Genomic DNA, 22,886 nt, shown 5'->3' on the forward strand with positions numbered 1-22,886 from the left:
CCTAAATGGAATAATTTGTAAGCCGAATTTTAACTGCTTTTCGCGAATCAGAAAGTCAGTGTTCAATACTAATATAAAATAAATTTACCACGTGAAAATCATCTGCATAGGTCGTAATTATACGGAACACATCAAGGAGTTGGCCAATGAAAAACCGACAGATCCCGTGGTGTTCTTAAAACCAGACACGGCCATCCTCTTAAAAAAACAACCGTTTTTTATTCCTGATTTTTCCAATGATGTGCATCACGAAGTGGAGATTTTGGTCAAAATCAATAAGGTCGGAAAATACATTGATAAAAAATTTGCCCATAAATATTATGATGACATCGGTCTTGGCATTGATTTTACAGCGCGCGATTTACAGCAGCATTTAAAAGATAAAGGCTTACCCTGGGAAAAGGCTAAAGCTTTTGATGGTGCAGCAGTCATAGGTGAATGGTTGCCAAAATCAGAATTTGAATCTGTAGATGCACTTAGTTTTACCTTAGAAAAAAATGGAACTGTTGTACAACAGGGCAATACAAGTCATATGCTTTGGAAAATTGATGAGCTTATAGAATATGTCTCAAAATATTTCACTTTAAAGATCGGAGACATTATCTTTACGGGAACCCCTGCAGGAGTTGCTAAGGTAGAAGCTAATGATGAATTGAGGGGGTGTATTGAAAACGTTGAAATGTTTAAAATAACAGTCAAGTAAAAATGGAAAATAATTATAAACTCTATCGTGTTCGAGAGCTCGCAGATGGGGATGAGGATTTTGTTAAGGCACTTGCCGCTGCATTTTTGGAAGAAGTTCCGGAAGATGCCGCGCGTCTAAAAAAAGCGGTTGCTGAGGTAGATTATTATACGACCTATCAAGCGGCGCACAAAATGAAGCCAACTATTGATTTGTTTGAGCTTGGTGTTTTGGAAGATTTAATCGTCGTGCAGGATTGGGGTAAATTGGAAAAAAAAGAAGATGATGTTTCCGTGCAATTACAATCGGTTTTGGAGGCAATAGAAAAAACTGTTGAAGAAATTAAAAGTGATTTCAATCTCTGATGTTAGCAGAAATCATAACCATTGGAGACGAAATTTTAATTGGACAAGTTGTTGATACCAATTCTGCATTTATCGCCAAACAACTTAATAAAATTGGGGTGTCTGTATATCAGATTACCTCTGTTCAGGATGATAAAGAACATATCTTAAAATCTCTTAGGGAAGCAGAGGAGAATGCAAGTATCATTATTCTTACGGGTGGATTAGGCCCCACTAAAGATGATATCACCAAAAACACCCTTGCCGAATATTTTGACGATACCCTGTTAAGAAACGAGGCCGTTACACAAAATATCAAGCGTCTTTGGGCTGATTTTGTCAATAATATTCCCACCCAAGTCAATTTGGACCAAGCGTTAGTGCCTTCTAAAGCACAAGTGTTAATGAATTTACACGGGAGTGCCCCAGGCATGTGGATCGAAAAAGATGGTAAAGTGTTTATCTCGCTACCTGGTGTCCCATATGAGATGAGAGGATTGATTGACGATGTGGTAATTCCGAAGTTAAGAAAGCAATTTAAATTCCCCTATATACAACATGACACCTTATTGACCTATGGTTTGGGTGAAAGCGCTTTAGCAGAACGTATAGAGGCATGGGAAGACCAATTGCCTCACTATATAAAACTCGCGTATTTGCCTAGCTTAGGACGCGTGCGCTTGCGACTTTCAGGCAAGTCCATGGACAAACAAATGATTCAAAATGAAATAAAACATCAAATAGCGTTGGTATTGCCACTAATTGAAGATGTCTTTGTGGGCTTTGAACGCGATGAGTCTATTGAAGCGGTTATTGGGAAACAATTAACCGCAATGGGTAAAACGGTGGCCACTGCAGAAAGTTGTACAGGCGGAAAAATAGCCGAATTATTTACGGCCAATGCAGGTGCGTCACGTTATTTTAAAGGCAGTGTAGTCAGCTACGCTACACAAGCCAAGATAGATGTACTGGGGGTTGACGCTCAGTTGATTGAAGAATTCTCAGTAGTCAGCGCACAAGTGGCAGAAGCCATGGCTACAGCGGCCATAAAACTTTTTGATTCAGACTTTGCCATTGCTACTACAGGAAATGCAGGACCTGAAAAAGGCGATGCCGATACTGAAGTGGGGAAGGTGTTTTTAGCTATTGCCACACGGGATAAGGTGTTTTCAGAACAATTTACGTTTGGAAACCATCGGCTTAAGGTGATTGATAGGGCAGTAAATAAGGCCTTTGAAATGCTTCAAAAAGAAATTTTAAAAAAGTAACAATATTAGTTTGTGGGTATTGTAAAGTTTTACTAAATTTGCAAACTGTTTTAAATAACATCATTAAAGTTAGAAAGAATGTCAAGAGTTTGTGAACTTACTGGAAAAAAAGCGATGGTTGGAAACAACGTATCTCATGCGATGAATAAAACGAAACGTAAATTTGATGCAAATCTGATTAAAAAACGTTTCTATATTCCTGAAGAGGATAAATGGGTGACTTTAAAAGTTGCTACATCTGCATTGAAGACCATCAATAAAATTGGAATTTCTGCTGCGATTAAGGAAGCAAAATCTAAAGGATTTTTAAAATAATAGCCAACAAGGATGAGGTTTCCGTAGTTGCGGAAATGATAAATAAAATATTTTACAATGGCAAAAAGAGGTAATAGAATACAAGTCATATTAGAGTGTACTGAGCATAAAGAGTCTGGACAACCAGGAACTTCTCGTTACATCACTACAAAAAATAAAAAGAATACGCCAGATAGAATGGAGATTAAGAAATTTAATCCTATCCTTAAGCGTATGACAGTTCATAAAGAGATAAAATAAATGTAGATTCCCATTTTCATGGGAATTGTAAAAATAAGTTTTCCAATGGCAAAAAAATCAGTAGCATCGTTACAAACAGGATCTAAAAGATTAACCAAAGCTATTAAAATGGTTAAATCCCCAAAAACAGGAGCTTACCAGTTCGTTGAACAAGTCATGGCACCTGAGTTTGTTGACGAATTCTTAAAGAAAAAATAAATATATACACTATATTTTTTAAAAACTGCTTTCATTTGAAAGCAGTTTTTTTATGTCTATATTTGAGTTAAATATGACAAATTAGCAGATTGTACTTTAGGGCAAGAAATTTGTTATCAGTTTTTTGTGCGTTAGCTTACAGGTTACCGCAATTTAGGCGTCACAACTAACATAAGACGTTATAACCAACTACAACTAACTTAAAGACAATGAGCTTTTTTAAAAAAATATTCTCTTCTGAAAAAAAGGAAACCTTAGATAAAGGATTGGAAAAATCCAAAGCTTCTTTTTTCACCAAGCTCAATAAGGCCGTTGCCGGAAAATCCAAAGTCGATGAAGACGTTCTAGATAACCTGGAAGAAATTCTGGTAGCAAGTGATGTCGGTGTAAATACAACCTTAAAGATCATTACAAGAATTGAGGAGCGGGTGGCTCAAGACAAATATCTTGGTACTTCTGAACTCAATCAAATTTTGAGAGAGGAAATTGCCGGATTATTATCTGAAGTGGATAGTGGTGAAGCTACCGAATTTACAGTTCCAAAAGATAAAAAACCATATGTGATCATGGTGGTTGGGGTGAATGGTGTTGGAAAAACGACCACCATTGGTAAACTGGCATCCCAATTTAAAAAACAGGGGTTAAGCGTCGTTCTGGGTGCTGCTGACACCTTTAGGGCTGCAGCTATTGATCAACTTCAAATTTGGGCAGACCGTGTAGATGTGCCCATGGTACGCCAAGATTTTGGGAGTGATCCAGCTTCTGTGGCTTTTGATACTCTAAAAAGTGGGGTCAACCAAAATGCTGATGTAATTATTATTGACACCGCTGGGCGTTTGCATAATAAAGTAAACTTGATGAACGAGTTGACAAAAATCAAACGTGTGATGCAAAAAGTTATCGTTGATGCGCCTCACGATGTGTTGTTGGTATTGGATGGTTCTACAGGACAGAATGCTTTTGAACAAGCCAAACAGTTTACCGCAGCTACTGAAGTCACTTCTTTGGCAGTGACAAAACTCGACGGAACCGCCAAAGGTGGGGTGGTGATCGGAATTTCTGATCAGTTTAAAATTCCAGTAAAGTATATTGGGGTAGGCGAAGGAATAGACGATTTACAAGTCTTTAACAAATTCGAATTTGTCGATTCTTTCTTCAAATAATTGGTGCTTTAACTGTTGTCAAATTTCAATTTATACTGAGAATGCCATAATTTACTATTTCTATATACCAACATTATAGTAGTCATACGTATTTGCGGTTTTAACTGCATCGAATCATTCTTCATAAAGTCTTAGGTTTAATTCAACGACCTCACCATAATTGATGGGTTTTTATTATTTTTAAGCATCAGTCCGGTATTATGACAGGTGAAAAGTTTACAAACCCCTTAAAGCATAATCTGGTTCGAGAACTTAAAAATGACACTTTGTTTTTGAAACCAATTTCACTGAGAGTGATTGGGCAAATTTAATTTAGAATAACGATTGTTTATCAGTTAGTTACAATCAAGTCTTTGTTCTTTTCCCGATAGTTATCGGGACTATAAGCGCAGCGATCTTAATTCTTTATCGGACAATAATGATTTTTAATAAAAATACCCACTATGAAATATCTTTTAGTTTGTACTGCCTTTTTATTTGTCTTTTCCTGTAAGAATTCTCACAATACAACCAAGCCCACTACTGATACGGATATCAGTGCTATTTCCACTAAGGAGTACACTGAATTTAAAGTTTTAGATTCCAAATATATTAACACTGATGAGCTATGGCAGCCATTTCATAAAGATCTGGAAGCGTTTACTGAAAAAGAATATCAGGCTTTGAAGCCGCTCATCTTAGAGCAGGATATTCCAACCTTACAAGCCCATATTCAAAATGGCAATCTGACTTATGAAAATCTGACAAAATTTTACCTCTATCGCATCCGGAAATTTGATCGGGAGAATGCCTTGTCGTTAAATTCTGTCATTTCTTTAAATCCAAACGTTATTTCTGAAGCTCAACAAAAAGACGAGGCATTAAAAAATAGGATGCGCAAACACCTAATCTTTGGAATGCCCATTCTTTTAAAAGATAATATCAATACAGCTACTATGCCTACCACTGCAGGTGCTGTAGCCTTTCAAAATAATACCACTGCTGATGCGTTTATTGTTGAGCGCTTAAAGGAAAACGGTGCTTTAATTTTAGGAAAAGCCAACTTAAGTGAATGGGCGTATTTCTTTTGCGGCGATTGTCCTAGCGGGTATAGCGCCATTGGCGGTCAAACCTTAAACCCTTACGGTCGTAAAGTAATGGATACCGGTGGATCGAGTTCTGGGAGTGGGGTAGCAGTAGCCGCTAACTTCTGTGTTGCTGCTATCGGCAGTGAAACTTCAGGGTCTATTCTTTCGCCATCAAGTCAGAATTCGGTTGTCGGTTTAAAACCGACCATAGGTGTGTTGAGTAGGAGTGGTATTATCCCAATTTCTTCAACCCTTGATACCCCTGGGCCAATAACAAAAAATGTTACAGACAGTGCGATAGTCTTGGATGCCATGTTGGGGTATGATGGTAATGATTCTAAATCCATGTCTACAAATTGGGACAATGGTTCGCTTTATGAAAATTTTGATGACCACACATTAAGAGGAAAACGTTTTGGTGCATTCAAAGAACTATTAGAAGACTCTTTATATGTGAGAGCGCTTACAGATTTAAAATCGAAAGGAGCCATCATTATTGAGATTGATGAAGAAAAAGTTAAGCTCCCAGGGTTTATAAGACTTTTAAATTTAGACATGCAGAATGATTTCCCTAGTTATGTTGAAGCTTCCGGAGATCCATCTCTACATTTAAAGTCCATTCAGGATGTTATCGCTTTTAATAAAAAAGATTCCATTACTACTATGCCATACGGGCAAAAACTGTTTGAAGGTGTCGTTACCGATCGTGCATCAGAAGCTGAATTTGATGAGATTAAGACCATACTCAAAACCAACGGTCGATTGTTTTTTGACACCCCAATGGAAACTCTTAGTTTGCACGGATTTCTCTCTGTAAATAACTATCATGCGGGTGCTGCGGCCGTGGTGGAATATCCAGCTATTACTGTGCCAATGGGGTATAAGGACAATGGCGAGCCAAAAGGCTTGACCTTTATAGCTAAACCGTTGTCAGAAAATGACCTCTTGTCATGGGCGTATGCCTATGAACAGGCCTCCCACAGACGCATGGCTCCAAAGAATTATAACTAAGATTTTCATGCACATTATACTTGGAATGATTCATTTTTTCACATCCCAGAGAAAAATAAATCCTATCCTATAAATCGTAAATCATTACGTATCTTTGCACACTTAATTTTTGTGGATATGAGAACGAAATCGCTTAAAAAGAATCGCATCAATGTGGTCACACTAGGTTGTAGCAAGAATGTATACGACAGTGAAGTCCTTATGGGGCAACTTAAAGCGAGTGGTAAAGATGTGGTACATGAAGAAGAAGGTAACATTGTAGTGATCAATACCTGTGGCTTTATCAATAATGCCAAAGAAGAAAGCATCAATACCATTCTCGAATTTATGCAGAAAAAGGAAGATGGTGAAGTAGACAAAGTATTTGTTACCGGATGTTTGAGTGAACGTTATAAGCCAGATTTGCAAAAGGAAATCCCAAATGTGGACCAATATTTTGGAACTACGGAACTCCCCGGATTATTAAAAGCCTTGGGTGCAGATTATAGACATGAACTGATTGGAGAACGTTTAACCACGACGCCTAAAAACTATGCCTATTTAAAAATTGCTGAAGGTTGCGACAGGCCATGTAGTTTCTGTGCCATTCCGTTAATGCGTGGTAAGCATAAAAGTACACCCATTGAAAATCTTGTCATTGAAGCTGAAAAATTAGCCGCTAATGGCGTAAAAGAGTTGATCTTGATTGCTCAGGATTTAACTTATTACGGACTCGATATTTACAAAAAGCGTAACCTGGCAGAATTGCTGGAAGCGCTTGTAAAAGTTGATGGTATTGAATGGATCCGACTGCATTATGCTTTTCCTACGGGCTTCCCTATGGATGTGCTGGATGTTATGAACAGAGAGTCGAAAATATGCAATTATCTGGATATTCCTTTACAACATATTTCCGATACGATCCTTAAAAGTATGCGACGAGGGACGACTAAAGAAAAAACCACTAAGCTTTTAAATGAATTCAGAAAAACAGTTCCGGAAATGACCATCAGAACCACATTAATTGTGGGGTATCCTGGAGAGACAGAGGAGAATTTTCAAGAATTGAAACAATGGGTTACCGAGATGCGTTTTGAGCGTTTGGGTTGTTTTACGTATTCTCACGAGGAAAATACTCACGCTTTTAATTTAGAAGATGATGTTCCGGAAGAGGTTAAAATGCAACGAGCCAATGAGATTATGGAAATCCAGTCGCAAATTTCATGGGAATTGAATCAGGCCAAAATTGGAAATGAATTTAAAGTAGTCATTGACCGTAAGGAGGGCAACTATTTTGTTGGCCGTACAGAATTTGATTCGCCAGACGTTGATAATGAAGTGCTGATTGATGCCTCTAAATGCTATTTAAAAACAGGTGAGTTTACTACGGTAAAAGTTACTGAAGCGGAAGATTTTGATTTGTACGCGGAGGTTGTGGCTTCGTAAAGAACCATTGTTGTCAGATAAAGAATAGAGAATAGAGAATAGAGAATAGAGAGTAGTTCATAGAGAAAATTAACTGACTGATAAACAATCGTTATTCTAAATTAGATTTGCCCGCTCACTCTAAGTGAAATTAGCTTCAAAAAGCAAGGTATCATTTTAAGATTACATATCAGGTTTTGCTCTAGCTGGGTTTGTAGACTTTAATCTGGTTTACCATAGAAAATAGTCTTATGATATCAATAAAACCAAATCTGGATCTTAATAAAGACTTTCATCTGGTTTTTTTATGTAATTATCAGAATCCGAAATATTTTGATGCAATAGAAAAATAAATAAGCACCCCACAAATATCAGAAAGTGATGTGACCAAGGGCGCACTAGCGGTAGCAGGATCAATTTTTAATTTGGTAAATATGAACGGCAATAACATGCCTATTAAACTCCCCAGCATAACATTGAGCACCATGGCAATACAGACTACCACGATGACTTCCGGCGCTCTAAAACTCGCTACCGCGGCAACACTTGCTGCCATGGTAAGACCCAGCAAAAATGAGATGATCAGCTCCCTGCCAATCAGTTTATACCAGTCTGATATTTGAATTTCTCCCAAAGCTAAATAGCGAATCATTAAGGTAGCAGATTGTGATCCGGCATTTCCGCCACTGTCTATCAGTAACGGTAAAAAGAACACCAGGGCCACCACTTGCTGAATCACATCTTCAAAGTTCGCTAAAGCAGCGCCAGAAAAGACATTCATAAAAACGAGAAGCACCAACCAGACAATTCGATTTTTATACAAAATAAGAATGCGTTCCTTTAGTGGGTTCTTGCTCGCATTTTGAATGGAACCGAATTTATGAAAATCTTCTGTAGACTCTTCTTCTATAACATCCAGGATATCATCAAAGGTGACAATTCCTAAAAGCACACCTTCTTCATTCAGCACCGGTAAGGCTTCCCGATCATAATCTTTAAACACCTGAATGGCTTTTTCCTGATCGTCCAAAGCATTTAAAAACACAAACCGATGGTCTATAAGGTCGGCTACACGTTCTTCAGGACCGGCCAAAATTAAATCTTTAATGGAGAGATCGTCAATTAATTTCCAATGTTGGTCAATGACATATATAATGTTTAATGTTTCAGAATCCTGTCCAAATTTTCTAATATGTTCAAACGCCTTCGCAACGGTAAAGTCTTCCTTAATGGCTACAAACTCAGGAGTCATTAGTCGCCCAATACTGTCCTTTGGATAGCCCAATAACTGCACTGTTATTTTGCGCTCTTCGGGAGATAATTTTTGTAACAGTTGACTTACAATGTCTGGGGCTAAATCTTCAAAAAAAGCCGTTCTATCATCAGGTTCAATGTCATTGAGCAATCGCGATAGCTTTTGGGAATTTTGAGATAAGCCTTCAATGACGTCTTGCTGATCAGCTCGCGACAGCATTTTAAAAACCTTTTTCGCCCGCCTTCTCGATAATAACCGGATCAAAATAATTTTATCAGTTTTTGAAGCCTCTTTTATCAGAAGAGCAACATCTAGAGTGTCTCTATTTTCCAATAATAATTTGAGCTCTCGCCAGTTACTATTGGAAATTAGATTTTGGACATTAGGTTTTGTGGTGCGCATAAAAATAGAGTCTTATACCATGAAATCCATCTAAACAAAAGCTCGTTTTAGGGGCTTCTATGGATTAATGTGTATAAATATAAACCTTATATCTTGTATAATTTAACCGTTGGGATTATTCATGAAAGGAAGCCTATTTTTGATATTTTATAGAAGGTTTTTTGAGTCTCATTCAGCGATTTTTGATGTGAGTCATTAGTTTGTTTCCTTTTGTTTTTCCAAATGCCTGTTGATTTTATCAATAGCCGATTCTATGGATTTTTCGGGTTCTATTATATTGTATTCACCCCAAAATGCCGGATCAGAAAATCCAGAAGCTTCTTCGCTTAATATGACTGTCGGGCGTAAGGTCTCTCTTCGGGTTGGGTCGTCGTTCAATGTCTTTGCCCAGTCCGTTACCGCCATTTCACTACTTAAAGTATATACGCTATTAAACAAGCGGCCCTTCCAATTTACTTTAAAAGTCAAGAGGATGTTACTATAGCCATAATGCCATTTGTTATCCTTGAGTCTGTAATCTACCCGATAAGCGGCCTCAGTAGGGTAAACCGTAACTCTGTTAGGTTTCTTTTTCACAAAAAGTTCGGCAGCCCTTTCTCTGTTTTCAACATTTAAATTGTAGATGGCGCTAATGAGCGAGAAGGTTTCGGCATCAATATAAAGTTTTCCATAATGCATCGGTTCAGTGATGTTGGGGCGTTGTTTAAATTTAACCACATAGACTGATCGGTTATTAATTTCAGTCGGTTTATCGAATGAAAACTCATATTCGGCAAAGGTAATATCGTTAAAAATAAACTGCGGATATTTGATGACATCAGCATAAATAGCGCTGAATGGACCGCCTTGCAACTTTACTGCGAGCGTATCCAATCGGCTATAGTCTGTGCTTTTACGAGCTTTGATAAGCTTAATTTTATCTGCTTTAGACGAACTAGAAGGTTGTCGATAAATTTCGACGATAGCTTCAGATAAAGAGGCATCGCGACGTCTCTTTTTGATGGTTTCCCGGTAAAACGCCGTCATTACCGTTTCTTCACTCAGGTTGTACTCGCCTTTTTTGTCTAGGGCTGCCTTTACTAATGACTTGGCGTCTTTGGGAGCGTTAATTTTTATTTCGGACAGCTGCATGGCGGCTTCTTCCAATAAAATATGGATGTCTTCACCATTCAGACTCGATAGGGGGATGGTTTTAGTCTGATACCCCAAGAATGAAATATGAATGCTATTGGATATATAAGAACTAGGGACTTTTAACAGAAACTCGCCATCTGAATTGGTAATGGTACTGATATTGGTTTCTAAAACGTTTATTGTCGCAAAAGCGAGTGGCTCTTTCGATTGACTATCAATGATGGTGCCTCTAAACTCGCTAAAATCCTGTATGGCTTCAGGGAGTTGTTGTAACGTCTTCGCGGTCAGTGGAATTCCAGACAACACAAGGAAAATCACCAATATCCAAAGATTCTGGAATTTAGAAATGCTTAATTTGATTGTACGATTCATAACACGCTATTTTGTAATGATTAAATTACTAAAAATATGCAGGTTATGAGGTGTTTTAGCTGTTAATATTGAAGGATTTATAATTTGAAAGCATTGTTATTCACAAAGAAAATGGCATTTACGAAGAATAACTTACCATTTTCCCAGAAATTACGGAACAGTATATTATCAGCCATATAAATGATGCTACCATTACCTAAGCGTTCTTCACCAAAAATCAAGGAGTTTTCTAGATTTTTTAAAGTATGTTTTCCAGCAAAACCAGATACATTTTTAGGATCCTCGCCTAAATACGCCACATTATAACCGTCTTCTAAAAGACTATAGGCGCTAGAGCCCGATTTTAAAGTAAAGTAATTTTTATCATACCCAAACGCCAAGGGGTGCGTAGGGTCGACTTTCGATTTAAAAATGGCACCAGTAATCATCCCATTGGTGGCTTCACGTTCGCGTTCAGCATAGGGCGTGAGGTTTGTTTTGGTTGCGGTCGAATCTTTGGTAGTGTTGCGTTTCAGACCAAAATCTTTATGATCAGCAAATATATTGAGCGCCCCATCTATGGCAATAACTTTACCGCCTTTCTTGATCCAATGCTGTAGTTTTTCCAAATTCGATTCGTTAAAGAAGCGATTGTAATACCCATTAGGAATTACCAAAACAGAATAGGCATCAAGGTCTGTTTGGGCAAAATTGTCAGTATTTATAGAGGTTACGGGATACTGCAATTGCTGTTCAAAAAAGTGCCACACTTCGCCATAAGCCAATGACGAGGTGTAATTTCCGGAAAGTAAGGCTACCTTCTGCTTATGGACCAATTTGACATCTGGTGATCCGAAATCTGGACCCGTTTGAGAAAATCCGCTAGCAATAGCCACGATTTTTCTCTTGAATTTATTGGCAGCCGCAATTACAAGAGCATCAAAGTTGTCTATTTTTTTATTGTCACCTCTAACAATAATCAATGCCCCACTATCAAAAGACTGCTCTGGATTTTTAGTGGTCAGTGCTTTTTCTGTAAAACGGACTTTAATATTCTGTTTTAATAATTCAGCCAAAAATGCAGCATCCTTCATATGATCCCATTTGGCCATATAGCCGGTAGCACTTGTGTTTTTCTGATTTGTTTCGACCGTTGTTGATGTGGTGGTTGTAGCAGCCAAAGTGGTACTAGCAATGGCATCCAAGCCGTAAGCATGCGGTAAACTCCATGCAGTAATATCGTACGTAATTGAATCGGCCAAGGTCGTATTCGGCTCAAACAACACTTGCACCATTTGGCCTTTTGGCTGATTGGTACTCACTACTAAATCTTCAGAAGTTCCGCTCAAGTTTCCACTTTTGTTGTCTTGATACTTATACCCAGAAATTTTTCCGGAGGCTGCGGCACCATAGGTAATATCATGCTTGTCTAATAAGGTTTTTAAACCTTCAATTTTATCAGAACTGCCACGCAACACATAACTCTTGTATTTAAAATTTGTATTGGCAAAATACTTTTTAAATTCCGTGTTTAATTTTTCAGCATTTTTTGAGGCAATTTCTACTGTAGACAAACCTGTGGTGTGGTGGTGTTCCACCCGATCTACAAGGGTTAATACATTGCCTTCATCATTTAGAATGCCTAATCCTGATTGTCCGCCTTGCTCATAAGTCATCCCGATGGCGCCAAGATAGGTAGGGTAGGTATCGCCGTAGCTTGGGTATAGCAGATCAAAGCGTTCGCGTGTAAAATATAACCAGCCATTGGCGTCAAAATATTTCGCGTGATTTTCCCCAATTTGCGTTTGGAAATCGCGTTGCCAATCCGTAATGATCTCATGAAAAGGTTCCGCTGCCGGTGCAAAATAATAGGGCTCATTGATGCCTTGTTCATGAAAATCCACATGAATTTGTGGTAACCATTTGTTGTACACTTTTAAACGCGCTTGGGTTTCCTTTTGGCTCGCCCAAACCCAATCTCTATTTAAGTCAAATAAATAATGGTTGGCTCTTCCTCTTGGCCAAGGCTCATTTTGTTCATTAGCTTGTTGGTCGGTATCATACGGCGTGCTTTTGGTTTGGTTATACCAATTCACATACCGGTCACGCCCATCAGGATTGAGACAAGGATCAATAATAACCACCGTATTTCTTAACCATTCTTGTTTTTCCGTCAACAAGCTGTGAATGGTTTTCATGGAAGCTTCCGTGCTAGATGCTTCGTTGCCGTGTACATTGTAACTTAACCAGACAATGGCAATACCATTTGAGCCTAGATTTCCGTCGCCAATTCCTGCATTTTTCAGATGGTCTAGTCGGATGTTTTCGAGGTTTTTTATGTTGTCTTCAGAAGAAATAATAGCCGTGTACAAGGGCCGTCTTTCATAAGTTTCGCCATAGTTTTCAAGTTTTACTTGATTGGGCAGTTGTGAAGCTACCATTTTAAAGTAATCAACAACTTGATGGTGTCTGGTAAATTCTGTACCTAAAGTATAGCCTAGAAAATCTGACGGCGATTGGAGGTTTTGTGCTTTTGAGACAAAGATACTGCTCATAAGAACAAAAATAACAACGGATATTTTTTGCATGATAAAGTGGTGTGGTGTAATTAGTAGAGTAAAGATAGCTAGTCAAAGTGAATTAACTAAAATTTAGTACTCAAAAAAAGTTAAGAGCGCTATCTTTACATCTCAATTTTAAATTCTAATATGCCAACCGATTGTATCCCATTTAGAGACACCAATTATTTTTCGTCATTGATCACCGATTATCTGGATGAAAAAGAGGACTTAAAGCCATTTTATAATCGGTTTCCATCGCTTGAGAATTTTGAAGCGCAAATTGAAGAAAAGCAACAATCATACAATAAAAGCAATCGATCAGATGTGGTAAAGGCATTGATGATGCAATATGAAGGCTTGAGTATTTCTTCTATGACGCTAACCAATATTGATCTCCTAAAACACGGTACAACCTTTACGGTGACCACAGGACACCAGCTGAATTTATTTACAGGTCCGTTGTATTTTTTCTATAAAATTATCTCCACAATAAATTTATGTAAAACCCTTAAAGAGAAATATCCGCATTACAATTTTGTACCTATTTATTGGATGGCAACGGAGGATCATGATTTTGAGGAAATCAATTTTTTTAATTTTAAAGGCAAAAAAGTTCAGTGGAATAGAGATGCTTCTGGTGCAGTGGGCGAATTTGATCTGCAAGGTTTAGATCAGGTGTATGAGGTATTTGCGGCACAATTGGATACTAGCCTCAATGCAAAGTCTTTAAAAAAGCTATTTCACCAAACGTATTTAGAACATGATAATCTAACTACAGCCACACGATTTTTGGTCAATAAATTATTTTCAATTAGTGGTTTGGTCATTTTGGATGGTAATGATCCCATCTTAAAAAAACTTTACAAACCTTATATCGAAGACGAATTAATACATCAGTCTTCATTTAAAAAGGTATCAAAAACCAATGAAGACATCAATGCATTGCCTTCTAATTACAAAATACAGGTTAATCCGAGAGAGATTAATTTGTTCTATATCCATAACGCTATAAGGGAGCGCATTCTCGAAACAGATGGTGTTTTTGGCGTGTTGGATACAGATATACGTTGGACGAAAGATGAATTATTAGCTGAGGTGAATGAACATCCAGAGCGTTTCAGTCCGAATGTCATTTTACGTCCGCTCTATCAAGAAATTATTTTGCCTAACCTCTGTTATATTGGAGGTGGTGGTGAATTGGCGTATTGGTTACAGTTAAAGTCCAATTTTGAAGCTCAAAATGTTGCGTTTCCAATGCTGCTGTTGCGTAATTCCGTATTGCTCATTACTGAAAAACAGAAAGAGAAACTTGAAAAGATGAATATTTCTGTAACTGATTTGTTTTTGAAACAGGATGATTTAATGACTAAGGTTACAAAAGCTATCTCAGAGATCAACATTGATTTTAGTCCACAAAAGGAACAACTTCAAAAACAATTTGAAGACCTCTATGATTTGGCAGAGCAGACGGATAAATCTTTTAAAGGTGCTGTTGCTGCTCAGGAAGTCAAACAAATTAAAGGCCTTGAACATCTTGAAAAACGCTTGTTAAAAGCCCAAAAAAGAAAATTGGAAGATGTGTTGGAGCGGGTTAGACTGTTGCAAGATGAATTATTTCCGGGCCAAAGTCTACAAGAACGCCAGATGAACATTTCAGAATTTTACTTAGAATATGGCGAAGAGATCATTCTAACATTGGTTCAAAACTTAGATCCTCTACATTCTGAATTTCTAATATTAGAAGTATAAATTCCACATAATATATAGTGAACTTATGACGAGTATGCATAAAATTGACATGGACCTCATTGAGATGACTTTAGATGTTATGAAATATGCTATTGGGCGTATTTCAGCAACTGAGCATCCTATTGGGAAACCTAAAAAAGAAGAAGAACTCAAAGCATTGGTAGGAGAAACCATTACGGCGAAAGGCGTGGGTGGCGAATATGCGTTTAATTTGTGGAAGGAACATTTAGCAAAGGCTAATGTACCGGTAGATCATCCGCGGAATTTGGCATTTGTACCAGCTTCGCCAACTAAGGCCGCTATTATGTTTGATTTGGTCACTTCGGCGTCCAGCATTCACGGCGCGTATTGGATGGAAGGTGCAGGCGGTATTTTTTGCGAAAATGAAGCTATGAAGTGGATGGTGTCCCTCACCGGACTGCCAGAAGGTGCTTTTGGGGTGTTCACCAGTGGCGGAACGGCGGCAAATTTATCTGCCATTGTAACAGCAAGGGAACATTGGCGCGAAAACCCAGAATTTCAGCGCGAAAAAGGCTTGATCATTACGTCAATTGGTGCGCATTCGTCCATCAAAGCCATGGCAAAAGTGGCTGATGTCGATATCCTTTTGGTCGATTCAGAAGAGCGTCTTACAGGGGACGATTTAATGACTACTATTAAAAGCTTGGACGACCATCAGCGTAAACGTCTTTTTGCTGTAGTAGCCACTGGAGGTACTACTAACGCAGGAATTATTGATGATTTAGAAAGTGTCGCTCAGGTTTGCGAACAAGAAAATCTATGGTTCCATGTGGATGCCGCTTACGGTGGCGGTGCATTGGTGGCAGACTCTGTGCGTCATTTATTTAATGGTATTGAAAAAGCAGATAGCATTACTATAGATCCACACAAATGGATGTTTTCACCTTATGATTGTGGGGCGGTAATTTATAAAGAACCTGAATTGGCAAAAAATGCCCATTCCCAACAAGGATCGTATTTAGATATTTTTAAAGATGAAGGCGCACATGGTTTTAATCCTACAGATTACCAAATTCAATTAACCCGACGTGTGCGTGGTTTACCATTGTGGTTTTCTTTGGCCACACACGGTACTGATCGTTATAAAGAAGCTGTAGAACGCGGTATAGAACTGGCTCAAATTGCAGGTAAAATGATTGAGGCGCATCCAGATCTCGAACTGGTGCGAGAACCAAGTTTATCTTGTGTGTTGTACAGAAGAAAAGGCTGGGATCCTGAGGACTATACACACTGGACCTATGAAAACCATCGTAAAGGGTTTGCTTTGGTAACACCAACCAAATGGAAAAATGGCGACACTTTTGAAACCGTTTCCCGCTTCTGCTTCATTAATCCTGATACAACAGAGAAAGATATTGAAATGATTTTGGAGACCATGGTCTAATTCTAGTGATATAATACTTAAGAGTTGCTATTTTATAAGAGTTTCAGAGCTAAATGCCTTTAAAATTTCAGAATCAAGCGCTCACTAAAACCTAGTGTTTTTTATTAATTTTCATTGGCGCTAAATGGTAAATCTAAAAATCAATCCTTATTTTTGCGCATGCAACACAACAAAGTCCTTATTTTAGATTTCGGTTCGCAATACACACAGCTTATTGCGAGACGCGTTAGAGAACTCAACATTTACTGTGAGATCCATCCATTCAACAAAATCCCAACTGACATTGACAGTTTTAAAGCCGTCATTTTATCTGGTAGCCCATCTTCTGTGAGAGCAGAAAATGCGCCTCATCCGGATTTGTCAAAAATAAGGGGACAGGTTCCATTGCTCGCTGTATGTTATGGCGCACAATACTTATCGCATTTTTCTGGAGGATTGGTGGAGCCGTCCAATACACGTGAATATGGTAGAGCCAATTTGACTTTTATAAAAGAGAATGAACCTTTATTCAATCAAATTGAGGTCAGAAGTCAAGTATGGATGAGCCATAGTGATACCATTAAAAATTTACCAACCAACGGAACGCTGATTGCCAGTACGACTGATGTGGAAAATGCCGCTTTTACAATTGAAGGCGAGCAAACCTATGGCATTCAATTCCATCCTGAAGTGTATCATACTACAGATGGGAAACAATTGCTGGAAAACTTTTTAGTGCATATTGCCCGCGTGGAGCAAGATTGGACGCCACAGTCATTTGTGGAAGAAACGGTAGAAGCGCTTCAAGAAAAAATAGGTAATGATAAAGTTGTATTAGGTCTTTCAGGAGGTGTAGATTCATCGGTAGCGGCTATTTTATTACATAAATCCATCGGCACAAATTTATACTGCATTTTTGTGAATAATGGTTTGCTTCGTAAAAATGAATATGAAAGTGTCCTTGCCCAATATGAAGGTATGGGACTCAATGTAAAAGGCGTTGATGCTTCGGCACGTTTTTTGGATGCCCTTGCAGGATTGAGTGATCCGGAAATGAAACGAAAGGCTATAGGTCGTGTGTTTATTGAGGTTTTTGACGATGAGGCGCATCAAATTAAAGATGTAAAATGGTTGGCGCAGGGTACTATTTATCCAGATGTGATAGAGAGTGTTTCTGCAACCGGAGGGCCAAGTGCGACCATAAAAAGTCATCATAATGTTGGTGGGTTACCAGATTTTATGAAATTACAAGTGGTAGAACCTTTAAAAGCATTATTTAAGGACGAAGTGAGACGTGTTGGGGCATCAATGGAGATGGACGCAGCAATTTTAGGACGTCATCCTTTTCCTGGTCCTGGATTGGCTATTCGTATTTTGGGGGATATCACCGCGGAGAAAGTACGCATCTTACAAGAAGTTGATGCCGTATTTATTGACAACCTGAAGTCATGGAATCTCTACGATAAAGTTTGGCAAGCGGGAGCAATCCTTTTGCCAGTTAATAGCGTAGGAGTGATGGGTGATGAACGTACTTACGAAAAATGCGTGGCCTTAAGAGCTGTTGAAAGTACTGACGGAATGACCGCAGATTGGGTGAATTTGCCGTATGAATTTTTGCAAAAGACCTCAAATGAAATAATAAATAAAGTAAAAGGCGTTAATAGAGTAGTGTATGACATTAGTTCTAAACCGCCAGCAACTATTGAATGGGAATAGACAGTAAGCAATTTTCAATTATCGGTCATCTCGCAACGAGCAATTACATCTAAAAGGAACATGAAAAAACTTATATTAATTTGTATCATTACTTTGTCTTGCAATTTATTTGCACATGCACAAAAGTTCAAGGCACATACCGTTCAGGCAGGTGAAACTGTAGAGTCCATCGCAAAGAAATATCAAGTTTCTGTGTCGGATATTTATGCGTTAAATCCGGATGCCAAACGCAAATTGAATCCTAATGCGGTATTGATTATTCCCAATGCTACAATTCCATTGGCATCGCAAGAAGTAACTAAAGAGCTCATTGGCTATGAAGATCATAAAGTGAAACGCAAAGAGACCTTATATAGTATCTCTAAGGAATATAATGTTGATATTGAAGATATTAAAAAGCACAACAAAAGCCTTTATGCTGAAAATTTAAGAAAAGGTGATCAAATTCGGATTCCGCGTTATAAAACTATTTCTTCTCAAGTAACCCCTGGAAATGCCATTAAAACCTATACAGTTCAGCCGAAAGAAGGCAAATGGCGTGTGGCCTATAAATTTGGTATTTCTGTAGCAGAACTAGAGGTCTTAAATCCAGAAATGAATGAGGTATTACAGCCAGGAGATATAGTCAACATTCCTAGTGCTTCTGATGAAAAGAGTATCGATGAGAATTTTGATTATTATACCGTTCAAAAGAGCGAAGGCTACTATCGTTTAAAGGTGAAGTTAGGTTTGACGCAAGAACAATTGGAAAAGCTAAATCCTGAATTGAAGACTGATGGTTTAAAGGATGGTATGGTCTTAAAAGTGCCACAGAAAACGAATGTTGGTGAAGTAACAGGTCCTATTGAGGAAACCAATTTGACCAATAAATTAAGAAATTTAAAAACGAAACAAATTGCTGTCATGTTACCATTCCGTTTAAATAGGGTGGATACTGATTCTATACAAGAAGCGAAAGATCTGATCAAAACAGACCGACGTTTATCTGTTTCCTTAGATTTCCATTCTGGAGTTTTAATGGCAATCGATTCGGCAAAGCAGTTAGGTATTTCTACAAAATTGAAAGTATTTGACACCCAAGATCAGCTTGCTGAAATTTCAAAAATTTTAAACAGTACTGATTTTTCTAACTATGATGCCATTATTGGGCCCCTAATGCCTACTAATTTAGACCGTGTGGCAAGGGCAGTACAAAAAGATGGAGTGCCTGTAATTTCTCCCATTACCAAACCAGATCAGTTGCTTGAGAATGTATTTCAAACCGTTGCTGACGCTGAAATGCTTGAAAATGCCATCATCAAATTTGTGGGATCAGATGTGTTAAAACGAAATGTGGTGATTATTGCTGACCAATCGCATAGGGCCATTAGTAACCGTTTAAAATCCGAGTTTGGAAGTGCGAGACAAGTGTTTTCTAGAAAAAACAAGAGTGGAAATGATGGGTATTACATTATGGCTGCCGATTTGAGTGGCGTTTTTGTAAACGGTAAAAATTACGTGTTTTTGGAAACTGCCAATGAAGCTTTAGTTTCTACCGTAACTAGTATGTTGAATGGATTGACCAATAAAAATCAAGAAATCATTATAGTAAGTACCAATAAAACCGATGCTTTTGAAGGTCCAAATGTGTCTAATTTTCATTTGGCGAATTTAAAATTCCATTACCCATCCATTAATAAAAGCTTCAATATTGACCAGCCGGATACTTTTGTAAAAGCTTACAAAAAAAAGTATGGCATTGAACCTAATAAGTTTGCGGTAAGAGGGTTTGACCTAACTTTAGATGTTCTTTTACGATTGGCCTCTGATGAAAACTTATACAAAGCCTCCACCAATGGTATTGAAACACAGTATACTGAAAATAAGTTTAGATATTCTAAAAAACTATCCGGTGGGTACTTTAACGAAGCGGTTTATATTGTAAAATATACAAGTGATCTCACTATAGAAGAAGCAAAATTATGACCTCAAAAGTAGTTTACCTTGGCGATTTAAGAACGGAATGCACACACGAGCAATCTGGAAATGCTTTTATTACAGATGCACCAACAGACAATAATGGTAAAGGCTTGGCATTCTCACCAACAGACACTGTTGCTACAGGAGTGGCAAGCTGCATGATGACCGTAATGGGCATAAAGGCACGTGATATGCACGTAGACATGACTGGTACGACTGCTGAGGTTACAAAAACAATGGCTAGTAATCCGCGTAGGATTTCAAAAATTGAAGTTGTGATGACCTTGCCTTTTGAGGCTGATCAAAAAACGAAAACAATTCTTGAGAATATTGGTAATACCTGTCCTGTACTGAACAGTCTTCACCCTGATATTGAAAAAGCCATTACCTTTAACTGGGCTTAACTAGTCTCACTCTTTTTTAAGATTTTGAAGCTTATTCCAAGATCATAATTATGTTAGTGTTTTAAGAGAATCGCTTAATAGCTATGTCTGTCTAAATAGACAATGCAATAAATCTTTATAACAACTACAAAACAACATTGTAACCTGTGCTGCAACCAGATAAAAATTTTCTCATCAAATTAGCCCATACAAAAATGCCGTTTGGCAAATATGAAGGAAAGTTCCTGATTGATCTGCCAGAATATTATGTGGTTTGGTATCATAACAAAGGGTTTCCAAAAGGACAATTGGGACTAATGCTTGAAACTGTGTATGAGCTAAAACTAAATGGTTTAGAGGAACTAATTAGGAATATAAAATTGAGGTATCCAAAGTAATTTTTTAATTTTGAGCTTAAATTATTTACCTCATGGCTGAAGCACATATCGAAAAAAAATTCAAACTAAAGCACTTGCCGTCTTTATTTGCAAATGCTTTTAAGGCATGGAATGATGATGATCCGTGGCGGTTAAGTGCGGTAGTTGCCTATTATGCAGTTTTATCCTTGCCTGGGCTTATCGTTATTTTAATCAATGTGGTGGGCAGTATTTGGGGGCCAGAAATTGTGCAAGGCCACTTGACCGATGAGATATCTACAGTTTTGGGACAAGATGCGGCGGATACCATAAAGGTGATGATCACGGAGACCCTCAATACTGAAAAGAACATTATCTCAACACTGATTGGTATTGCCAGTATTATTTTTGGTGCAACAGGTGTGTTTTACCAACTTCAGATATCCCTTAACAAAATTTGGAAGATAGAAGACTCAGGTAAATTCAGTTTTAAAAGATTACTGACTGATCGCGCCAGAAGCTTTGCGTTCATATTGGTTATTGGGTTTTTGCTGCTGATCAGTTTTATGGTTACTGCAATTTTGGGGGCTTTGAACACCTACATAAAGGAGATGTTTCCTAATATCGTATTATATGTGGCATACCTATTGGATCTTATCCTATCTGTTAGTGTGGTCACCACACTGTTCGCACTAATGTTTAAGTATATGCCTGATACCCAGATTAGATGGAAAACTGTTTGGATAGGCGCGTTTATAACAGCCATTCTTTTTACGCTCGGCAAATATTTATTGGGACTTTATTTTGGAACTGCCAACCCCGGATCGACCTACGGCGCAGCGGGAACCATAGTTTTAATCCTATTATGGGTGTCGTATTCGTGTCTCATTTTCTTTTATGGCGCCGCTTTTACGCGCGTGTTCTCTCTACGGTATGGGCATGATTCCCATACGTTATCTGAAATACTGACGGATATTCGCAATGAAGATGGGCTTCCGAATAATCAATCGGTTTAAAATTTTAAAACTTATCTTTGTAGAAATTATTAGAATATGCATAAAGCTGGTTTTGTAAATATCATAGGAAATCCTAATGTTGGTAAATCGACATTGATGAATGCCTTTGTGGGCGAGAAATTATCGATTATCACCTCAAAAGCACAAACTACAAGGCACCGTATTCTTGGTATTGTCAATGGTGAAGATTTTCAGATGATTCTATCTGACACTCCCGGAATTATCAAACCCGCTTATGAACTTCAGGAATCGATGATGGATTTTGTAAAGTCTGCTTTTGATGACGCTGATGTGCTGCTTTACATGGTAGAAATTGGAGAACAGGAACTGAAAGATGAAGCGTTCTTTAGGAAAATTACCAATTCAAAAATTCCGGTGTTATTGTTACTGAACAAGATTGATAAATCTGATCAGCAAGAATTAGAAGCCCAAGTGCAGTTATGGACTGAAAAAGTACCCAATGCTGAGATTTACCCAGTCTCTGCTTTAGAAGGTTTTAACGTTAGGGAAATCTTCAACAGAATAATTGAATTGTTACCAGAATCGCCTGCATTCTATCCGAAAGATCAACTCACAGACAGACCAGAACGGTTTTTTGTAAACGAAACCATCCGGGAAAAAATCTTAATACACTACAAAAAAGAGATTCCGTATGCCGTTGAAATCGATACCGAAGAGTTTTTTGAAGAAGAAACCATCATCAGAATGCGCGCTGTAATTATGGTAGAGCGTGAAACACAAAAAGGGATTATCATTGGACATAAGGGCGCTGCCCTTAAAAGAGTAGGTGTCGAAGCTAGAAAAGATCTGGAGCTGTTTTTTGGTAAACAAGTCCATCTGGAACTCTATGTAAAAGTGAATAAAAACTGGAGAAGCGACCAGAGGCAATTGAAGCGCTTTGGGTATAACCAGAAATAGGGTTTAGTTG

Annotated in this window: 20 protein-coding genes; 17 read left to right on the plus strand and 3 right to left on the minus strand. The window is 38.1% G+C overall.

Annotation, left to right across the window (positions count from 1 at the left end):
* Nucleotides 1-91: 91 nt before the first annotated feature.
* The 9 genes from JEM65_RS17050 to rimO all read left to right on the plus strand — a co-directional run bounded on the left by JEM65_RS17050 (nt 92) and on the right by rimO (nt 7,713).
* Nucleotides 92-703: a fumarylacetoacetate hydrolase family protein gene (locus JEM65_RS17050; protein WP_199602230.1), complete on the plus strand. Its 612-nt coding sequence runs from the start codon at nt 92-94 to the stop codon at nt 701-703.
* A 2-nt stretch (nt 704-705) separates the two neighbouring features.
* The gene (locus JEM65_RS17055; RefSeq protein ID WP_199602232.1) at nt 706-1,047 is read left to right on the plus strand and encodes an Hpt domain-containing protein; all 342 of its coding nucleotides are present in this window, start codon (nt 706-708) and stop codon (nt 1,045-1,047) included.
* On the plus strand, nt 1,047-2,294 hold the full coding sequence (locus tag JEM65_RS17060) for a CinA family nicotinamide mononucleotide deamidase-related protein (RefSeq protein WP_199602234.1): 1,248 nt from the start codon (nt 1,047-1,049) through the stop codon (nt 2,292-2,294). The genes JEM65_RS17055 and JEM65_RS17060 overlap by 1 nt, the downstream gene beginning before the upstream one ends.
* A gap of 78 nt (nt 2,295-2,372) precedes the next feature.
* Entirely contained in the window at nt 2,373-2,609 is a 237-nt protein-coding gene (gene rpmB / locus JEM65_RS17065; RefSeq protein WP_146888311.1) for a 50S ribosomal protein L28, read from the plus strand.
* 57 nt (nt 2,610-2,666) lie between these two features.
* Complete coding sequence (gene rpmG / locus JEM65_RS17070; protein WP_033959164.1) at nt 2,667-2,849, plus strand: 50S ribosomal protein L33; 183 nt, start codon at nt 2,667-2,669, stop codon at nt 2,847-2,849.
* 45 nt (nt 2,850-2,894) lie between these two features.
* A complete protein-coding gene (locus JEM65_RS17075) occupies nt 2,895-3,047 on the plus strand; it encodes a DUF4295 domain-containing protein (RefSeq protein WP_146888314.1) in 153 nt (50 codons plus the stop codon).
* Between the two features lie 209 nt (nt 3,048-3,256).
* Nucleotides 3,257-4,210, plus strand: coding sequence for a signal recognition particle-docking protein FtsY (gene ftsY / locus JEM65_RS17080; RefSeq protein WP_199602236.1), 954 nt, complete (start codon nt 3,257-3,259; stop codon nt 4,208-4,210).
* Between the two features lie 443 nt (nt 4,211-4,653).
* A complete protein-coding gene (locus JEM65_RS17085) occupies nt 4,654-6,288 on the plus strand; it encodes an amidase family protein (RefSeq protein ID WP_199602238.1) in 1,635 nt (544 codons plus the stop codon).
* Between the two features lie 117 nt (nt 6,289-6,405).
* Nucleotides 6,406-7,713 carry a 30S ribosomal protein S12 methylthiotransferase RimO gene (gene rimO, locus JEM65_RS17090; protein WP_199602253.1) on the plus strand — a complete coding sequence of 436 codons (1,308 nt, stop codon included), beginning with the start codon at nt 6,406-6,408 and terminating at the stop codon, nt 7,711-7,713.
* A 295-nt stretch (nt 7,714-8,008) separates the two neighbouring features.
* Here rimO and mgtE read toward each other — a convergent pair whose 3' ends face one another.
* The 3 genes from mgtE to JEM65_RS17105 all read right to left on the minus strand — a co-directional run bounded on the left by mgtE (nt 8,009) and on the right by JEM65_RS17105 (nt 13,389).
* Nucleotides 8,009-9,349 carry a magnesium transporter gene (gene mgtE / locus JEM65_RS17095; protein ID WP_199602261.1) on the minus strand — a complete coding sequence of 447 codons (1,341 nt, stop codon included), beginning with the start codon at nt 9,347-9,349 and terminating at the stop codon, nt 8,009-8,011.
* 195 nt (nt 9,350-9,544) lie between these two features.
* A complete protein-coding gene (locus JEM65_RS17100) occupies nt 9,545-10,855 on the minus strand; it encodes a carboxypeptidase-like regulatory domain-containing protein (RefSeq protein WP_199602264.1) in 1,311 nt (436 codons plus the stop codon).
* A 77-nt stretch (nt 10,856-10,932) separates the two neighbouring features.
* Nucleotides 10,933-13,389, minus strand: a complete 2,457-nt coding sequence (locus JEM65_RS17105) for a M14 metallopeptidase family protein (protein WP_233530711.1) — start codon at nt 13,387-13,389, stop codon at nt 10,933-10,935.
* Between the two features lie 153 nt (nt 13,390-13,542).
* On the opposite strand from JEM65_RS17105, the gene bshC reads away from it, so the two are divergent.
* The 8 genes from bshC (at nt 13,543) to era (ending at nt 22,876) form a co-directional block, all read left to right on the plus strand.
* The gene (gene bshC, locus JEM65_RS17110) at nt 13,543-15,144 is read left to right on the plus strand and encodes a bacillithiol biosynthesis cysteine-adding enzyme BshC (RefSeq protein ID WP_199602268.1); all 1,602 of its coding nucleotides are present in this window, start codon (nt 13,543-13,545) and stop codon (nt 15,142-15,144) included.
* Between the two features lie 34 nt (nt 15,145-15,178).
* Entirely contained in the window at nt 15,179-16,549 is a 1,371-nt protein-coding gene (locus JEM65_RS17115) for a pyridoxal phosphate-dependent decarboxylase family protein (protein ID WP_199602270.1), read from the plus strand.
* Nucleotides 16,550-16,708: 159 nt separating this feature from the next.
* Nucleotides 16,709-18,244 (plus strand): glutamine-hydrolyzing GMP synthase, encoded by a 1,536-nt coding sequence (gene guaA / locus JEM65_RS17120; RefSeq protein WP_199602277.1) that lies wholly within the window; start codon nt 16,709-16,711, stop codon nt 18,242-18,244.
* Nucleotides 18,245-18,304: 60 nt separating this feature from the next.
* Nucleotides 18,305-20,209: a PBP1 and LysM peptidoglycan-binding domain-containing protein gene (locus JEM65_RS17125; RefSeq protein WP_199602288.1), complete on the plus strand. Its 1,905-nt coding sequence runs from the start codon at nt 18,305-18,307 to the stop codon at nt 20,207-20,209.
* Nucleotides 20,206-20,607, plus strand: a complete 402-nt coding sequence (locus JEM65_RS17130; RefSeq protein ID WP_199602290.1) for an OsmC family protein — start codon at nt 20,206-20,208, stop codon at nt 20,605-20,607. Before JEM65_RS17125 ends, JEM65_RS17130 begins: the two co-directional genes overlap by 4 nt.
* 146 nt (nt 20,608-20,753) lie before the next feature.
* Nucleotides 20,754-20,984 (plus strand): DUF3820 family protein, encoded by a 231-nt coding sequence (locus JEM65_RS17135; RefSeq protein ID WP_439953514.1) that lies wholly within the window; start codon nt 20,754-20,756, stop codon nt 20,982-20,984.
* A 32-nt stretch (nt 20,985-21,016) separates the two neighbouring features.
* On the plus strand, nt 21,017-21,958 hold the full coding sequence (locus JEM65_RS17140; RefSeq protein ID WP_199602292.1) for a YihY/virulence factor BrkB family protein: 942 nt from the start codon (nt 21,017-21,019) through the stop codon (nt 21,956-21,958).
* Between the two features lie 36 nt (nt 21,959-21,994).
* Nucleotides 21,995-22,876 (plus strand): GTPase Era, encoded by an 882-nt coding sequence (era, locus tag JEM65_RS17145; RefSeq protein WP_199602297.1) that lies wholly within the window; start codon nt 21,995-21,997, stop codon nt 22,874-22,876.
* Nucleotides 22,877-22,886 lie beyond the last annotated feature (10 nt).

The sequence above is a fragment of the Gelidibacter salicanalis genome (genome assembly GCF_016469035.1).
Lineage (GTDB): Bacteria > Bacteroidota > Bacteroidia > Flavobacteriales > Flavobacteriaceae > Gelidibacter > Gelidibacter salicanalis_A.

Bases quoted from the DNA above. Each gene is read 5' to 3' on its own strand.
- JEM65_RS17140 (WP_199602292.1), top strand. From the start codon at position 21,017: ATGGCTGAAGCACATATCGAAAAAAAATTCAAACTAAAGCACTTGCCG.
- ftsY (WP_199602236.1), top strand. From the start codon at position 3,257: ATGAGCTTTTTTAAAAAAATATTCTCTTCTGAAAAAAAGGAAACCTTA.
- JEM65_RS17115 (WP_199602270.1), top strand. From the start codon at position 15,179: ATGCATAAAATTGACATGGACCTCATTGAGATGACTTTAGATGTTATG.
- JEM65_RS17105 (WP_233530711.1), bottom strand. From the start codon at position 13,389: ATGAGCAGTATCTTTGTCTCAAAAGCACAAAACCTCCAATCGCCGTCA.
- rpmB (WP_146888311.1), top strand. From the start codon at position 2,373: ATGTCAAGAGTTTGTGAACTTACTGGAAAAAAAGCGATGGTTGGAAAC.
- rpmG (WP_033959164.1), top strand. From the start codon at position 2,667: ATGGCAAAAAGAGGTAATAGAATACAAGTCATATTAGAGTGTACTGAG.
- JEM65_RS17100 (WP_199602264.1), bottom strand. From the start codon at position 10,855: ATGAATCGTACAATCAAATTAAGCATTTCTAAATTCCAGAATCTTTGG.
- era (WP_199602297.1), top strand. From the start codon at position 21,995: ATGCATAAAGCTGGTTTTGTAAATATCATAGGAAATCCTAATGTTGGT.
- JEM65_RS17085 (WP_199602238.1), top strand. From the start codon at position 4,654: ATGAAATATCTTTTAGTTTGTACTGCCTTTTTATTTGTCTTTTCCTGT.
- JEM65_RS17130 (WP_199602290.1), top strand. From the start codon at position 20,206: ATGACCTCAAAAGTAGTTTACCTTGGCGATTTAAGAACGGAATGCACA.
- JEM65_RS17055 (WP_199602232.1), top strand. From the start codon at position 706: ATGGAAAATAATTATAAACTCTATCGTGTTCGAGAGCTCGCAGATGGG.
- JEM65_RS17060 (WP_199602234.1), top strand. From the start codon at position 1,047: ATGTTAGCAGAAATCATAACCATTGGAGACGAAATTTTAATTGGACAA.
- rimO (WP_199602253.1), top strand. From the start codon at position 6,406: ATGAGAACGAAATCGCTTAAAAAGAATCGCATCAATGTGGTCACACTA.
- JEM65_RS17125 (WP_199602288.1), top strand. From the start codon at position 18,305: ATGAAAAAACTTATATTAATTTGTATCATTACTTTGTCTTGCAATTTA.
- JEM65_RS17075 (WP_146888314.1), top strand. From the start codon at position 2,895: ATGGCAAAAAAATCAGTAGCATCGTTACAAACAGGATCTAAAAGATTA.
- guaA (WP_199602277.1), top strand. From the start codon at position 16,709: ATGCAACACAACAAAGTCCTTATTTTAGATTTCGGTTCGCAATACACA.
- bshC (WP_199602268.1), top strand. From the start codon at position 13,543: ATGCCAACCGATTGTATCCCATTTAGAGACACCAATTATTTTTCGTCA.
- mgtE (WP_199602261.1), bottom strand. From the start codon at position 9,349: ATGCGCACCACAAAACCTAATGTCCAAAATCTAATTTCCAATAGTAAC.